This window comes from Mycolicibacterium baixiangningiae (assembly GCF_016313185.1).
Classification (GTDB): domain Bacteria; phylum Actinomycetota; class Actinomycetes; order Mycobacteriales; family Mycobacteriaceae; genus Mycobacterium; species Mycobacterium baixiangningiae.
This window is the reverse complement of sequence record NZ_CP066218.1, coordinates 4,660,477-4,675,741: the sequence shown is the minus strand read 5'-3', so window position 1 is coordinate 4,675,741 and position 15,265 is coordinate 4,660,477. Positions and strand designations below refer to the sequence as shown.

At 68.7% G+C, this 15,265-nt stretch carries 17 protein-coding genes; 14 read left to right on the top strand and 3 right to left on the bottom strand.

Translation table 11 applies throughout. The annotated features are described in order from the left end of the window. Positions 1 to 5 precede the first annotated feature (5 nt). The 9 genes from tsaE (at position 6) to I7X18_RS22040 (ending at position 7,249) form a co-directional block, all read left to right on the top strand. Entirely contained in the window at positions 6 to 422 is a 417-nt protein-coding gene (gene tsaE / locus I7X18_RS22080; RefSeq protein ID WP_408632906.1) for a tRNA (adenosine(37)-N6)-threonylcarbamoyltransferase complex ATPase subunit type 1 TsaE, read from the top strand. Next, entirely contained in the window at positions 419 to 1,054 is a 636-nt protein-coding gene (gene tsaB / locus I7X18_RS22075) for a tRNA (adenosine(37)-N6)-threonylcarbamoyltransferase complex dimerization subunit type 1 TsaB (RefSeq protein ID WP_193046121.1), read from the top strand. The genes tsaE and tsaB overlap by 4 nt, the downstream gene beginning before the upstream one ends. Continuing rightward, entirely contained in the window at positions 1,051 to 1,527 is a 477-nt protein-coding gene (gene rimI, locus I7X18_RS22070) for a ribosomal protein S18-alanine N-acetyltransferase (RefSeq protein ID WP_193046120.1), read from the top strand. The genes tsaB and rimI overlap by 4 nt, the downstream gene beginning before the upstream one ends. Then, entirely contained in the window at positions 1,524 to 2,546 is a 1,023-nt protein-coding gene (gene tsaD / locus I7X18_RS22065; RefSeq protein WP_193046119.1) for a tRNA (adenosine(37)-N6)-threonylcarbamoyltransferase complex transferase subunit TsaD, read from the top strand. Before rimI ends, tsaD begins: the two co-directional genes overlap by 4 nt. Beyond that, positions 2,543 to 2,983: a nuclear transport factor 2 family protein gene (locus tag I7X18_RS22060; RefSeq protein WP_193046118.1), complete on the top strand. Its 441-nt coding sequence runs from the start codon at positions 2,543 to 2,545 to the stop codon at positions 2,981 to 2,983. Before tsaD ends, I7X18_RS22060 begins: the two co-directional genes overlap by 4 nt. A gap of 189 nt (positions 2,984 to 3,172) precedes the next feature. After that, entirely contained in the window at positions 3,173 to 3,475 is a 303-nt protein-coding gene (gene groES / locus I7X18_RS22055; protein ID WP_041310041.1) for a co-chaperone GroES, read from the top strand. 86 nt (positions 3,476 to 3,561) lie between these two features. Next, the gene (gene groL / locus I7X18_RS22050) at positions 3,562 to 5,187 is read left to right on the top strand and encodes a chaperonin GroEL (RefSeq protein WP_193046117.1); all 1,626 of its coding nucleotides are present in this window, start codon (positions 3,562 to 3,564) and stop codon (positions 5,185 to 5,187) included. Between the two features lie 149 nt (positions 5,188 to 5,336). After that, positions 5,337 to 5,909 carry a carboxymuconolactone decarboxylase family protein gene (locus I7X18_RS22045; protein ID WP_193046116.1) on the top strand — a complete coding sequence of 191 codons (573 nt, stop codon included), beginning with the start codon at positions 5,337 to 5,339 and terminating at the stop codon, positions 5,907 to 5,909. Between the two features lie 296 nt (positions 5,910 to 6,205). Then, on the top strand, positions 6,206 to 7,249 hold the full coding sequence (locus I7X18_RS22040) for a 3-deoxy-7-phosphoheptulonate synthase (RefSeq protein WP_193046115.1): 1,044 nt from the start codon (positions 6,206 to 6,208) through the stop codon (positions 7,247 to 7,249). Positions 7,250 to 7,259: 10 nt separating this feature from the next. On the opposite strand, the gene I7X18_RS22035 is transcribed toward I7X18_RS22040, so the two are convergent. Next, positions 7,260 to 8,543, bottom strand: coding sequence for a carboxylesterase family protein (locus I7X18_RS22035; RefSeq protein ID WP_193046114.1), 1,284 nt, complete (start codon positions 8,541 to 8,543; stop codon positions 7,260 to 7,262). 163 nt (positions 8,544 to 8,706) lie between these two features. Next, on the bottom strand, positions 8,707 to 8,997 hold the full coding sequence (locus tag I7X18_RS22030) for a WhiB family transcriptional regulator (protein WP_193046113.1): 291 nt from the start codon (positions 8,995 to 8,997) through the stop codon (positions 8,707 to 8,709). Between the two features lie 407 nt (positions 8,998 to 9,404). Between I7X18_RS22030 and I7X18_RS22025 the strand changes: the two genes are divergently transcribed. From I7X18_RS22025 to I7X18_RS22015, 3 genes are all read left to right on the top strand, one after another. Next, a complete protein-coding gene (locus tag I7X18_RS22025; RefSeq protein WP_193046112.1) occupies positions 9,405 to 10,187 on the top strand; it encodes a hypothetical protein in 783 nt (260 codons plus the stop codon). Between the two features lie 87 nt (positions 10,188 to 10,274). After that, positions 10,275 to 10,853, top strand: a complete 579-nt coding sequence (locus I7X18_RS22020) for a sigma-70 family RNA polymerase sigma factor (protein ID WP_197374305.1) — start codon at positions 10,275 to 10,277, stop codon at positions 10,851 to 10,853. Beyond that, on the top strand, positions 10,846 to 11,985 hold the full coding sequence (locus I7X18_RS22015) for an anti-sigma-D factor RsdA (protein ID WP_193046110.1): 1,140 nt from the start codon (positions 10,846 to 10,848) through the stop codon (positions 11,983 to 11,985). The genes I7X18_RS22020 and I7X18_RS22015 overlap by 8 nt, the downstream gene beginning before the upstream one ends. An 8-nt stretch (positions 11,986 to 11,993) precedes the next feature. Here I7X18_RS22015 and I7X18_RS22010 read toward each other — a convergent pair whose 3' ends face one another. After that, entirely contained in the window at positions 11,994 to 12,398 is a 405-nt protein-coding gene (locus tag I7X18_RS22010; protein WP_011768106.1) for a DUF5319 domain-containing protein, read from the bottom strand. 136 nt (positions 12,399 to 12,534) lie between these two features. Here I7X18_RS22010 and guaB point away from each other — a divergent pair, with 136 nt between their 5' ends. Both guaB and I7X18_RS22000 read left to right on the top strand, forming a co-directional pair. Further along, entirely contained in the window at positions 12,535 to 14,088 is a 1,554-nt protein-coding gene (gene guaB, locus I7X18_RS22005; RefSeq protein WP_193046109.1) for an IMP dehydrogenase, read from the top strand. A gap of 30 nt (positions 14,089 to 14,118) precedes the next feature. After that, entirely contained in the window at positions 14,119 to 15,246 is a 1,128-nt protein-coding gene (locus tag I7X18_RS22000; RefSeq protein ID WP_193046108.1) for a GuaB3 family IMP dehydrogenase-related protein, read from the top strand. Positions 15,247 to 15,265 lie beyond the last annotated feature (19 nt).

Sequence of the window (15,265 nt, the reverse complement as noted above, 5' to 3'; positions counted from 1 at the left end):
ACACCATGGCGCTGGGCGCTCGGCTGGGCGGCCAGCTGCGCGCCGGTGACGTCGTCGTGCTCTCCGGACCGCTAGGAGCGGGAAAGACCGTGCTGGCCAAGGGAATCGCCGAAGCGATGGACGTCGACGGTCCGGTCACCTCGCCCACGTTCGTGTTGGCGCGGGTGCATCGCGCGCGCCGGCCGGGCCGGCCGGCGATGGTGCACGTCGACATGTACCGGCTGCTCGACCACCCCGGCGCCGACCTGCTCGCCGAACTCGACTCGCTCGATCTCGACACCGACCTCGACGATGCAGTGGTCGTCGTCGAATGGGGTGAGGGGGTCGCCGAGCGGCTTTCCGACAACCACCTCGACATCCGGCTGGAACGTGCGGTCGACACCGAGGCGCGTACCGCCATCTGGCAGTGGAGCCGACAGTGAGCGATCTCGTCCTGGCCATCGACACCGCCACCCCCGCCGTCACCGCCGGGGTGGTGCGCCGTGGGGACGACGGGGTCACCGTGCTCGCCGAGCGCGTGACCGTGGACCCGCGGGCGCACGCCGAACGGCTGACGCCCAATGTGCTTGCCGCCGTTCACGACGCCGGCGTCACCGTCGACGACCTCGCTGCGGTGGTCGTCGGGTGCGGGCCCGGACCGTTCACCGGCCTTCGCGTCGGCATGGCCTCGGCCGCCGCGTACGGACACGCCCTCGGCATTCCGGTGCACGGCGTGTGCAGTCTCGACGCCATCGGCATCGAGACGTCCGGTGAAGCGCTCGTCGTGACCGACGCCCGTCGCCGCGAGGTGTACTGGGCGCGCTACCGTGACGGCGTCCGACAGGACGGACCCGCGGTCAACGCTCCCGCCGACGTGCCCTCCGGCGCGGTGGTCGCAGCTGGATCTCCCGATCACGCAGCGCTTTTCGACCTCGACATCATCGGGCCGCAATATCCGACGGTCGCCGGCCTGGTACGCGCGGTCGTCGACTGGACACCGGAACCCGCTGCGTTGGTGCCGCTGTACCTGCGCCGCCCCGACGCGACGCCGCGCGCGGAGCAGACCAAGCGATGAGCGTCACCTACGGCGCGTTGACGAAAGCGGACGCGGCGCGCTGCGCGGAACTCGAGGCGCAGCTGTTCCCCGGCGACGACCCGTGGCCGGCGCGCGCCTTCTACGCCGAACTCGAGAGCGGGCACACCCACTACGTCGCAGCCCGCGCCGACGGGACGGTCGTCGGCTACGCAGGAATCGCGCAGCTGGGGCGCACACCGCCCTACGAATACGAGATCCACACCATCGGAGTGGATTCGGCCTATCAAGGCCACGGGATCGGCCGGCGGATGCTCGAGGAGTTGCTCGAGGTCGCCGATGGCGGGGCGATATTCCTCGAAGTGCGCACCGACAACGAGCCGGCCATCGCGCTGTACGAGAGCGTCGGGTTCACCAGGGTCGGTCTGCGCAAACGCTACTACCGGGTCAGCGGCGCGGACGCCTATACGATGAGACGAGACCCCCCGAGCGTTGCGAAGCGAGAAGCGCCGTGATCATCCTGGCCATCGAGAGCTCCTGCGACGAGACCGGTGTCGGTATCGCCGAACTGTCCGAAGACGGTGCGGTGACCCTGTTGGCCGACGAAGTCGCATCCAGCGTCGACGAACACGCGCGGTTCGGCGGCGTCGTGCCCGAGATCGCGTCGCGGGCGCACCTGGAGGCGCTCGGCCCCACCATGCGCCGCGCCCTCGACACCGCCGGGGTGCGCAAACCCGACGTCGTCGCCGCCACGATCGGGCCCGGACTGGCCGGTGCCCTGCTGGTGGGAGTCGCTGCGGCCAAGGCATATTCGGCCGCCTGGCAGGTTCCGTTCTACGGGGTCAACCACCTGGGCGGGCATCTGGCCGCCGATGTCTACGAACACGGACCGCTGCCCGAGAGCGTGGGTCTGCTGGTCTCCGGCGGCCACACCCACCTGTTGCATGTGCGGTCGCTGGGGGAGCCGATCATCGAGTTGGGCAGCACGGTCGACGATGCGGCGGGTGAGGCCTACGACAAGGTGGCCCGCCTGCTGGGGCTCGGCTACCCGGGCGGCAAGGTGCTCGACGACCTCGCCCGGGAGGGCGACCGCGATGCGATCGTGTTCCCGCGCGGGATGACCGGCCCACGCGACGATCCGTACGTGTTCAGCTTCTCGGGACTCAAGACCGCAGTCGCCCGCTACGTCGAGAGCCATCCCGAGGCGTTGCAGGCCGACGTCGCCGCCGGTTTCCAGGAGGCCGTCGCCGACGTGCTCACCCGAAAGGCGGTGCGGGCGGCCACGGCGCTCGACGTCTCGACATTGCTGATCGCCGGCGGGGTGGCCGCGAACTCACGGCTGCGGGAGCTCGCGGACCAGCGGTGCGCCGAAGCCGGCCTGACACTACGGATTCCGCGGCCACGACTGTGCACCGACAACGGTGCGATGATCGCATCCTTCGCCGCGCATCTGATCGCGGCGGGCGCAGCGCCGTCACCACTCGACGCGGCCAGCGATCCGGGGCTGCCCGTGGTGCGGAGCCAGGTGGCGTGACACTCGCCGACACGCTCGCGATACACGAATTGCTCTACCGCTACGCCGAGTTGGTCGACGCGGGGGATTTCGACGGGGTCGGCGAACTGCTCGCCCGGGGTTCGTTCGCCGGCGTCGAGGGCGCCGGGCCGATCGCGAACCTGTTCGCGGCGACCACGAAGCGTTATCCCGAGCACGGCAACACCCCACGCACCCGCCACCTGGTGCTCAATCCGATCGTGGAGATCGACGGTGACACCGCCGCCGCGCGCTCGACCTTCTGCGTGGTGCAGGCCACGGAGACGGTGCCGCTGCAGCCGATCGTGGTCGGGAGATACGAGGACACCTTCGGCCGCGACGGAGCTGGCTGGTACTTCACCGCACGCGTGGTCGAGGTCGAGCAGATCGGGGACATTTCGGCCCATCTCGTCCTCGACCCGCGGGACTTCGGCGGATAGGCACCTCCCCACCCTTGAGTGCTAGCACTCGCATGTATAGAGTGCTAGGTGGCAGGCGACCAACCCTGTGTCGGCACCCGCGACGACGACGCTCGGGACCGGACGCATGCCGGACATCTGTAAACGCTGAAAAACATTCCGGTCCGGGATTACCTGGACCGACACCGAACAAAGTTGGAGGGCTCCATCGTGGCGAGCGTGAACATCAAGCCACTCGAGGACAAGATCCTCGTCCAGGCCAACGAGGCCGAGACCACGACCGCTTCCGGTCTGGTCATCCCGGATACCGCCAAGGAGAAGCCCCAGGAGGGCACCGTTGTCGCCGTCGGCCCCGGCCGTTGGGACGACGAGGGCGAGAAGCGGATTCCGCTGGACGTGTCCGAGGGCGACACCGTCATCTACAGCAAGTACGGCGGCACCGAGATCAAGTACAACGGCGAGGAGTACCTGATCCTCTCCGCCCGCGACGTGCTGGCTGTCGTCAACAAGTAATCACCCGTGCCCGCCCCGGAGATCCCCGTTGTCACGGGTGATGTCCGGGGCGGCATGCGTTGCATGCCAAAAACAGGAAGACACATATGAGCAAGCAGATCGAATTCAACGAAACTGCGCGCCGCGCAATGGAGATCGGCGTAGACAAGCTCGCCGACGCGGTGAAGGTGACCCTCGGGCCGCGCGGTCGCAACGTGGTGCTGGCCAAATCGTGGGGCGGCCCGACCGTCACCAACGACGGTGTCACCATCGCGCGAGAGATCGACCTCGAGGATCCTTTCGAGAACCTGGGCGCCCAGCTGGTCAAGTCGGTGGCGACCAAGACCAACGACGTCGCCGGTGACGGCACCACCACCGCCACCGTGCTGGCGCAGGCGATCGTGAAGGCCGGTCTGCGCAACGTGGCGGCCGGTGCCAACCCGATCGCGCTCGGCTCCGGTATCAGCAAGGCCGCCGACGCGGTGTCCGAGGCGCTCTTGGCCGCGGCCACCCCGGTCGACGACAAGAATGGCATCGCCCAGGTCGCCACGGTCAGCTCGCGTGACGAGCAGATCGGCGAGCTGGTCGGTGAGGCGATGACCAAAGTCGGCCACGACGGCGTCGTGACCGTCGAGGAGTCCTCGACCATGAACACCGAACTGGAGGTCACCGAGGGCGTCGGCTTCGACAAGGGCTTCATCTCGGCGTACTTCGTCACCGATTTCGACCTTCAGGAAGCAGTGCTCGAAGACGCGCTGATCCTGCTGCACCGCGAGAAGATCAGCTCGCTGCCCGACCTGCTGCCGCTGCTGGAGAAGGTCGCCGAGTCCGGCAAGCCGCTGCTGATCATCGCCGAGGACGTCGAGGGTGAGGCGCTGTCGACGCTGGTCGTCAACGCGATCCGCAAGACGCTCAAGGCCGTCGCGGTCAAGGCGCCGTTCTTCGGTGACCGCCGCAAGGCGTTCCTCGACGACCTCGCCGTCGTCACCGGTGGCCAGGTGGTCAACCCCGACGTCGGCCTGGTGCTCCGCGATGTCGGCCTGGAGGTGCTGGGCACCGCGCGCCGCGTGGTGGTCAGCAAGGACAGCACCGTGATCGTCGACGGCGGCGGTGGGCAGGAAGCCGTCGCAGATCGCGCCAAGCAACTGCGGGCCGAGATCGAGGCGACCGATTCCGAGTGGGATCGCGAGAAACTCGAAGAGCGGCTGGCCAAGCTGGCCGGCGGTGTCGCGGTCATCAAGGTCGGTGCGGCCACCGAGACCGACCTGAAGAAGCGCAAGGAAGCCGTCGAGGATGCGGTTTCCGCAGCCAAGGCGGCCGTCGAAGAGGGCATCGTCACCGGCGGCGGCGCCGCGCTGGTGCAGGCCCGGTCGGCCCTGGAGAAGCTGCGCGAGTCCCTCAAGGGTGACGAGGCGCTCGGCGTCGGGGTGTTCGCCTCGGCGCTGTCGGCTCCGCTGTTCTGGATCGCCACCAACGCCGGCCTGGACGGTGCGGTGGTGGTGAACAAGGTCAGCGAACTGCCCGCGGGCCAGGGCTTCAACGCCGCCACGCTGGAGTACGGTGACCTGCTCGCCGCCGGCGTCGTCGACCCGGTCAAGGTGACGCGGTCAGCGGTGCTCAACGCCGCGTCGGTCGCCCGCATGGTGCTCACCACCGAGACAGCGATCGTCGAGAAGCCGGTCGAGCAGGAGGACCACGGCCACGGCCATGGTCACCACGGCCACGCGCACTAATTGGTGACTTCGGTGTAGTTGGTTGCGCTGAGCGCGACCAACTACACCGAAATCGCACGACACGACGAGAAGGCCCCAGGGACGGATGTTCCCCGGGGCCTTATTCGTTGTCCCGTCCGGAACACCCGAACGACGGAGAGGATGAACACATGGGGAAGCCCACATCGTACGAAGCCACTGTCGTGGTGCCGCTGCCCGACGACGCCGAGGTCGCCCGCGCGGTCGGCGACGGGTATGACCGCGACGCCGCACTCAATGTCATGAAGATGATGAGCGGCACCGGGGACTTCTTCCCGGCGCTCGCCGGCATGGTGAAAGCCGTATTCGGTGAACCCGACATCGACGCCAAGCACCGTGAGGTCGTCATCCTGCGCGCGGCCTCGGTACTCAACAGTCCCTACGAGTGGCAGGCGAACGAACAGATGGCCCGCAACGCAGGCCTCACGACGGCCGAGATCGAGACCGTTGCCGGCGACGGCAATGTGGAGGATCTCGACACCGACTATCAGGTGTTGATCGCAGCCACCGATGAGCTCCTGAAGGAGGGCACGCTCGCCGACGGCACCCTGCAAGCATTGCTGGACACGTTCGGGGTGACGACGACACGCAAATACATCGCCACGATCGCCTGGTTCAGCCTGCTCAGTCTGTTCCTCAACGGCACACGGGTTCCCCTGGAGACAACGGACAAGATCGGCCAGCGCACCTCGCCTCTGGGATGACAGGACGGAAAGTAGCGGTCGAGGATGATGTCGCGCAGCGAAGGCGGCCGTCGAGTACGACGCGACGAACAATCACCTACGCGTGGTGTAGTCTGGCCGAGTGAATATCGGTGTGCGTGCCAGCTATTGGCGCTTTATCAAGGCTCCGGGCGGAGCCGATAAAGTGCACACCTAAGCACGCATCCACCCGGAGCCCAGGCAGTGACCACCAGGTCGCTGCCTTTCGTCATTCAAGGGCGCCGGACGGACGTGTGGTGCCCACGCCAGAAAGGCACCCGAACGTGATATCGGCCCAGATGACCGCCCCACCCGCGACGTCGGACCGGCGCATCCGCAGGTTCAGCGAGATCCCCAGCCCGCACGACGTGCGTACCGAGTTCCCGCTGGGTGCTCGCCGCGCGGAGCGAGTGGCGCGCGACCGTGACGAAATCGCCGAGATCCTGGCCGGCCGGGACGACCGCCTACTGGTCGTGGTGGGCCCGTGCTCCGTGCACGATCCGGCTGCGGCACTGGATTACGCCGGCCGGCTGGTCAAGGTCGCTGAAGAGCTCGAGGACCGGCTGAAGATCGTGATGCGCGTGTACTTCGAGAAGCCGCGCACCACAATCGGCTGGAAGGGCTTGATCAACGACCCGGATATGGACGGCACGTTCGACGTGGCCAGCGGTCTGCGGATCGCGCGCCGATTACTGCTCGACGTCATCGACATCGGCCTGCCGGTCGGATGTGAATTCCTGGAGCCCACCAGCCCGCAGTACATCGCCGACGCCGTCGCCTGGGGTGCGATCGGCGCCCGCACCACCGAATCGCAGGTGCACCGGCAGCTCGCGTCGGGGTTGTCGATGCCCGTCGGGTTCAAGAACGGCACCGACGGCAACATCCAGGTGGCCGTCGACGGAGTGAAAGCCGCTGCCGCTCAACATGTCTTCTTCGGTATGGACGACCTGGGCCGCGGTGCATTGGTGACCACCGAGGGCAATGAGGACTGCCATGTCATCCTGCGCGGCGGGACCGACGGACCCAACCACGACGCGCGGGCGGTGACTGCCACCGCTGCCAAGCTGGCCGCCGCCGGCCTGCCTGGCCGAGTCGTGATCGACTGCAGCCACGCCAATTCCGGCAAGGACCACGTACGCCAGGCCGGCGTCGCCGCGGAGGTGGCACAGCTGGTGCGCGACGGCCTGCCGGTCAGCGGTGTGATGCTGGAGAGCTTCCTCGTCGCCGGGGCGCAGGCGCCCGATGCGCGGCCACTGACCTACGGGCAATCGGTGACCGACAAGTGCATGGACTGGGTGACAACGGATTCCGTGCTGCGGGAACTGGCCCGACGCACCGGGTAGGTCGGCAGGGTTATGCGATCCGTAGGGGGGTCCGGCCCAGCCCGGAAAGGCCGTCGTGAGCGAAACGACTCCACTGGGCCCGCGTCCTGCGGCCCAACTCCTCGTCGACGGCGTGCGGTCGAGAACCCAGCATCGGGGCGTCGGACCAGCTTTTCGGTGTTCCGAAGAGGAGCGGCAGCTCGATACAGTGGCAGGGCCCCAGCGGTGCCCCCGGCGGCGACCAGTCGACGCGAAACGTGGCCGCACTCCCGCCGGCCGCCGTCCACGACTCGGCCAACTTGATTGCGGGCCTGCCGAATATGCGCCGCGTCATCGACCTGCTGATGGGTTCGAGCCGCCGGAGCCGGCTTCCTCGCGGAGCCATGGCGGCGAAGGGCAGCGCGTCGTTGCGGGTGTAGCCGACGAGCATCTCGATGCGCGGTGCGACGGCGTCCCTGCGGGATTCGATATCCGAAGGCAGTGGTGCGCGGCCCACGATCGGGGCGAAGGCCATGAGCCCGATCGAGCCGAAGCGCTGAGCGGCCCCGATCGCGGCGACCTGCGCGTCGAACAGCTGATCCACGGTGGCCTCGATCGGCCTGACGCCGGCCAAGGATGCCGTCGCCGCCTCGCGCATCGCGGCCGTCATGAGCGTCCGGTCGCCCCGCAGGCCCAGTGGGGCGCTTTGGAGGATGGCGCGCGAGAACAATCCGACGGTCTCGGGGCACATCGCCAGTGACACCACCGAATCGCCGCCCGCAGACTGACCGAAGACCGTCACCCGCGCCGGATCACCGCCGAACGCGGCAATGTTGTCTCGCACCCATTGCAGGGCGCAAATCTGGTCGCGCAAGCCGAGATTCTCGGTCTCGTGGTCGTGCAGGTTGAGGTATCCGAGGATGCCCAACCGGTAGCTGACAGACACGACGACCACCCGACCCTCGGCGACCAACGCGTCCGGATCGTATTTCGCTGATTCGCCGGACCCCGAGACGTATGCACCGCCGTGGAGCCACACCATCACCGGCAGTTGGTCGGCGTACGCAGGGGCGGTGACGCTGAGCACCTGGCAGTGCTCGCTCATCGCGAGCCCGTTGATGACGGGCCCGGTGACGAATTCCAAGCGGGAGGGCAGTTGGGGGCAGACGGGACCTCGTCTCGTCGCTTCGACGAGGCGGGCACAGGTGGGGAGTGGAACCGGGGCAGCGAACCGTTCCGCGGCGGCGTAGCGGATGCCACGGGCATGTACCAGGCCGTCGTGCTCTTGCGCCAGCAGCGACGGCCCGCGCTTGGTGTCTATCCGCCGGAGAGCCACCGATTCACGGTACTGCGAGGTGCGGTGTCGCCGTCGACATGCCCGCCGCACCGCTTGGCCAGGAGTTGGCCGGCAACGTGCCGATGCCGGGGGGAGAGAGAGACGAAAGCCCCATCCCTGCGTTTGCTGGGATGGGGCTTTCTTCGTCAAGTGGTCGCGCGCGTCAGGCGGTCCGGCGGATACCGCGCTTGAGCAACAACTCCCGCTCGGATTCGCTCAATCCGCCCCAGATTCCGTAGGGCTCACCGACTGCGAGCGCATGCGAGCGGCACTGGGCGATCACGGGGCAGCGCCGGCACATTTCTTTGGCGCGCATTTCGCGCTGGGCGCGGGCCCGGCCACGCTCACCGTCGGGGTGGAAAAACATCGACGATTCGACACCCCGGCAAAGTCCGTGCATCTGCCAATCCCAGATGTCGGCGTTCGGTCCGGGCAGTTGCTGCGGCTGAGGCATGGGAAAACCCCTCTCTAAACACCCATTTCGGGAACGCGATAGAGCGTGCGTCGTGGAACAGATCCGAGCACTTGTCGCCGATGACCACTCGTGCACACAAGGTAGAAGGGCGAAAGAATTTCCGTCAATAGCCCGATCATGTGCTCAATCGCATAACCCCAGCTCAAGAATTTACGTCACGTTCATCCTTCCGACTTGCCTCGCGAGCGAAACGTGGTAGCAGGGGGTCTCGTCGGCCTCTGACGACCGCGTTTACGCAGTTCGCACCCATCGGGCGATGGCGACTTCCACCGGGCGATTAACGCATCTGTAACTCTGCGCCCACGAAGTGTTAACCGCCGGAGGAGGGCCCGTCGGATCGGTTTGCCGATCAACGGCGCGGCAGACGTTGATAGCGTCGCACTGCCATGACGATCACCCGTGCCGTGCTCCTCGACGCCGCGTTCGGTGAGCGGCCGGATCGGTGGCCACTGCCCACGTCGGCCGATCCGCAGGACCGCTGGCTGCGCGCGGTCGCCGCCGGCGGGCAGGGCCACTACGCCGTCGCGCTCACCGAACTGGCCGCGCTGCGCCGCGCCGGGTCCGCCCTGGGGTCCCTGGCGATGAGCACCCGGGCGTCGTTCCTGCGACAGCTGGGCGGGCACCACGACGCCGCCGGGTGGGACGGCAGAGCCCTCGCCGCCGCGGAAGCCGATGCGGCCGCTGCCGACGCACTGATCGGGTTGGCCGCCGATGCCCTGGGGGTCGGCCGGTTCGCGGCGTCGGACCGCCTCCTGGACCGTGCGGCCGAGGTGGTCGACGGCGCGGACGACCCCCGGCTGCCGGTGCGGTTCGCCTGGGTCAGCGCCGAGCTGGCGATGATGCGCGGGGACGGCGGGACGGCCGTCGCACACGCCGAACGCGCCGTCGCCGCCGCCGCGGACCAGACCTCTGCCCGGCACCGCCTCAAATCCGACGTGGTGCTCGCCGCGGCGCTGTGCAGCCACGGCGACCTGGACCGTTGCCGGGCGATTGCAGACGCCGCACTCGCCCGGGCCGGCGATCTCGGCCTGATTCCGCTGCGGTGGGCACTGGCCAGTCTGCTGGCCGACATCGGGAGCGCGGCGTACACGCCGGAGCAGGTCACCGACTTTCGCGACGCCAGCGCCGATACTGTGCGTCGCAGGGGTGGCGTGTGGTCTGCTCGCTAGTCCGGCTGGCGCCCGCGGGCATCATTATTGTTTAGCTGAGCCAGAGCGCCGGATACGCCGTTCGTAACGTTGGAGAACACGCCCACGATGACACTTTCGGGAGAACGTCTCGATGCTGTTGTCGCTGAGGCAGTGGCGGGAAATCGGGACGCACTCCGTGAAGTTCTGGAGACCATTCGTCCCATCGTCGTGCGGTACTGCCGAGCCAGGATCGGCGCGACGGAGCGAAGCGGTCTCTCCGCCGACGACGTTGCGCAGGAGGTTTGCTTGGCCGCCATCACGGCGCTGCCGCGCTACAGGGACCAGGGACGCCCGTTCCTCGCCTTCGTGTATGGCATCGCTGCGCACAAGATGGCCGACGCCCACCGGGCGGCGAGCCGCAACAAGTCGGACCCCACCGATGTGGTGCCTGAGCGGTTCTCCTCGGAGGCTGGCCCCGAACAGCTGGCCATCAACTCCGAGTCGTCGGCGCGGATGGACAAGCTGCTCGGTGTGCTGCCCGACAAGCAACGCGAGATCCTGATCCTGCGTGTCGTCGTAGGCATGAGCGCCGAGGAGACCGCCGAAGCCGTCGGGAGCACCGCGGGAGCGGTCCGGGTGGCACAGCACCGCGCCCTGGCGCGGCTCAAGGCCGAGATCATCGCGACGGGGCACGACCGTGCCTGACTTCACACGCTGGTCATCGAACGGGGGCGATCCGTCGCTGCCCGAGATCAACCACACCGACCGCCTGCTCGATGCGCTCGCCATGGAACAACCGGTCTACTCCAACGAGCCCGGCGAGGGCGAACTCGCCTATCTGCTCGCCGGTTGGCGCGACGACGTCCGTCAGCCGCCGATGGCCGCGGTGCTCACGCCACGCGACGCGGCGATCGCTCTCGACCGGGCCGTGTCGACCGATCAGCGAACCACGCAGCGCCGCCGGTTCTCGCTGGCTGTCGTCGGATCGGTGGCCGCCGCGGTGCTGTGCCTCGGCGGTTTCGGCTCAGTGGTCTACGGCGCCGGGCCCGGCGATCCCCTCTACGGCGTGCGCACCATGCTCTTCGGCGAACAGCAGGCCACCCGCGACGATCAGGTGGCGCTGGCCGCGCAGACGCAGATGGCCCAGGTGCAGCAGCTGATCGAGCAGGGCGACTGGACCGCCGCCCAGGACAAGCTGCAGACTCTCACCACCACGGTCGCCGCGGTGGGGGACACCAACCGCCAGCAGGAACTCGTCGACCAGTGGCAGCAGCTGTCGGTGAAGGTGGAGGCCCAGGACCCGGCCGCGACCGTGCCGCCCGACGCCCCGCCGGTGGTGCTGCCCGAGGTGCCGTCGGATCTGCCGCTGCCGTTATTGCTCACGCCGGACGCCACGTCGCCCTCGAGCGGCCCCGCGACCCCGTCGTCCACCGACCCGTCGGTGACGCCGAGCGATTCGCCGTCCGCGACCCCGTCGGACGTGCCGACGAGTTCCCCGCCGGACGTGCCGACGAGTTCCCCGCCGGCGAGCACGTCGCCGCCGGCCCCGTCGGCCACCCCCTCGACGGCGCCCACCCCGGCGCCGTCGTCAGTCGCTCCGTCGTCCGCGCCCCAGGTCCCCGCCACGACACCGTCGCCGGCCGCCACCACACTGCCGCCGCCGACCACGACCGTCGCACGGACCACCACCACAACGGTTGCGCCGCCGGTGGACGAGCCGGAGGTTCAGGTGCCGACGCAGCCGGCGCCGACCGTCGAGCAGCCACAGATCGCGGCGCCGACGCTCACGACCACCACCGTGCTACCGCTGCCGGGCAGCGGATCAGAAGAAGAGTGACGAACCGCTCAGCGGTAACCGTCTGAGTCCGACGTCGCTTCGTTCAGCGAGGCATCGGCGTAACCGCGGCAGTAATCCCACGTGACATAGGCGTCGGGTTCGGGGTCGTACGCCGGCTCGTGCGGCCGCACCGTGCCGTCGACGAGTAACTGCAGCAGGTTGGCCCGCAGCATGTCCCAGTCGTGGTAGTGGTCCTGCTGGCATTCGTCACAGCAGACGACGAGACCGCGAATTCCCTTGTGGGCGAGGAGCGCCTCGTAGACCGCGAGGTCAGCCAGATCGGCCTCGACCGCAGTGCGCTCCTGCGGGTCCAGCGGCTGGCCGGGTTCGAGCGCGTCGAGCGCCGCCGAGGGATCACATGGATCGTCGGCGAACGGATCGGGCGGCAAACCAGGTGGCAGGTGGTCTCGCACGAGTTCCACATTACGCAGCCCCACTGTCATCGCGCCAGCCGTCACCGGCGTGGCGACCCAGGTAGCGGGGCCCAGCCACCATGGTCGTAACCGATAGGATTGGGTATCCGTCTCAGTGCCTATGGAGGCCACGCCCATGTCGATCGCTGAACACAGCGTTCCCATCGCCCTATCGGTTCCGACCGGCGGCGACGACCCGACGAAGGTGGCCATGCTCGGGCTGACCTTCGACGACGTCCTACTCTTGCCCGCCGCCTCCGATGTCGTGCCCGCGAACGCCGACACCTCGAGCCAGCTGACCAGACGCATCCGGCTGCGGGTGCCGCTGGTCAGCTCGGCGATGGACACTGTCACCGAATCCCGCATGGCCATCGCGATGGCCCGTGCCGGGGGGATGGGCGTCCTGCACCGCAACCTGCCCGCGGCCGAACAGGCCGGTCAGGTCGAGACGGTGAAGCGGTCCGAGGCCGGGATGGTCACCGACCCGGTGACGTGCTCGCCGGACAACACGCTGGCCGAGGTCGACGCGATGTGCGCGCGCTTCCGCATCTCCGGTCTGCCGGTCGTCGACGGCAAGGGTGCGCTGGTCGGGATCATCACCAACCGCGATATGCGGTTCGAGGTCGACCAGTCCAAGCCGGTTGCCGAGGTGATGACCAAGGCGCCGTTGATCACCGCGCAGGAGGGCGTCTCGGCCGAGGCGGCGCTCGGACTGCTGCGGCGTCACAAGATCGAGAAACTGCCGATCGTCGACGGGCACGGCAAGCTGACCGGCCTGATCACCGTCAAGGACTTCGTCAAGACCGAGCAGTTCCCGCTGGCCACCAAGGATTCCGACGGCAGGCTGCTCGTCGGCGCCGCGGTCGGAGTCGGCGAGGACGCGTTCACGCGCGCCATGATGCTCGCCGACGCGGGGGTGGACGTCCTCATCGTCGACACCGCCCACGCGCACAACCGCGGCGTGCTCGAGATGGTGCACCGCGTGAAGACCGTGCTCGGCGACCGGGTCGAGGTCATCGGCGGCAACGTCGCGACGCGGTCCGGAGCGGCCGCGCTCGTCGAGGCCGGCGCGGACGCGGTGAAAGTCGGTGTCGGCCCGGGGTCGATCTGCACCACCCGCGTGGTCGCCGGCGTCGGGGCGCCGCAGATCACTGCGATCCTCGAGGCGGTCGCGGCCTGCGCGCCGTCCGGTGTGCCGGTGATCGCCGACGGCGGTCTGCAGTACTCCGGCGACATCGCCAAGGCGCTCGCGGCCGGCGCGTCCACGGCCATGCTGGGCTCGCTGCTCGCCGGCACCGCCGAGGCGCCGGGTGATTTGATCTTCGTCAACGGCAAGCAGTTCAAGAGTTACCGCGGCATGGGGTCGCTGGGGGCGATGCAGGGCCGCAACGCCGCAGGGGCCGCGCGCGGGTCGTTCTCCAAGGACCGTTACTTCCAGGACGACGTGCTCTCCGAGGACAAGCTCGTGCCCGAGGGCATCGAGGGCCGGGTGCCGTTCCGCGGGCCGCTGGCGCAGGTGATCCACCAGCTCACCGGCGGACTGCGCGCGGCCATGGGCTACACCGGTTCGCCCACCATCGAGGCGCTGCAGCAGGCACAATTCGTGCAGATCACCGCGGCCGGACTGAGGGAAAGCCATCCGCACGACGTCGCGATGACCGTCGAAGCACCGAACTACTACGCCCGCTGACGGACCTGGGGAAACAGCACTGTGCGAGACATGGTCGAAATCGGCATGGGCCGCACCGCCCGCCGCACCTACGAGCTTCACGACATCAACATCGTGCCGTCGCGCCGCACACGCTCGTCGAAAGACGTGTCGACGGCGTGGCAACTCGACGCCTACCGGTTCGAGATCCCGGTGGTGGCGCATCCGACGGATGCGCTGATGTCACCGGAGTTCGCCATCGAACTGGGCCGTTTGGGCGGGTTGGGCGTGCTCAACGGCGAGGGTCTGATCGGCAGGCACGCCGACGTCGAGGAGAAGATCCGGGAGGTCGTCGAGGCCGCCGAGAAGGAGCCCGATCCGTCCGCCGCGATCCGGCTGCTGCAGCAGTTGCACTCCGCACCGCTGGACCCGGAGCTGTTGGGGTCCGCCGTGGCCCGGATCCGCGACGCAGGGGTGACGACGGCGGTGCGGGTGAGCCCGCAGAACGCCCAGGCGCTCACCCCGACGCTGCTGCAGGCGGGCATCGACCTGCTCGTCATCCAGGGCACGATCGTGTCCGCCGAACGCGTCGCCACCGACGGGGAACCGCTCAACCTCAAGACCTTCATCTCCGAGCTGGACATCCCGGTGGTGGCCGGCGGGGTGCTCGACCACCGCACCGCCCTGCACCTGATGCGCACCGGCGCGGCCGGGGTGATCGTCGGCTACGGCTCGACCAGTGGTGTGACCACCTCCGACGAGGTGCTGGGCATCAGCGTGCCGATGGCGACGGCGATCGCCGACGCCGCGGCCGCGCGCCGGGAGTACCTCGACGAGACCGGCGGCCGCTACGTGCACGTGCTGGCCGACGGCGACATCCACAGCTCCGGCGATCTGGCGAAGGCGATCGCATGCGGCGCCGACGCGGTGGTGCTCGGCACGCCGCTCGCGAGTGCCGCCGAGGCGATGGGCGGTGGCTGGTTCTGGCCGGCGGCGGCGGCGCATCCGTCGCTGCCCCGCGGTGCACTGCTGCAGGTGGCACTCGGCGAGCGACCGTCGCTCGAACAGGTCCTCACCGGACCGTCGGACGATCCGTTCGGCTCGCTCAACCTGGTCGGCGGTCTGCGCCGGTCGATGGCCAAGGCCGGCTACTGCGATCTCAAGGAATTCCAGAAGGTGGGTTTGACGGTCGGCGCCTGACCGTCGCTAGTTGCCGCGA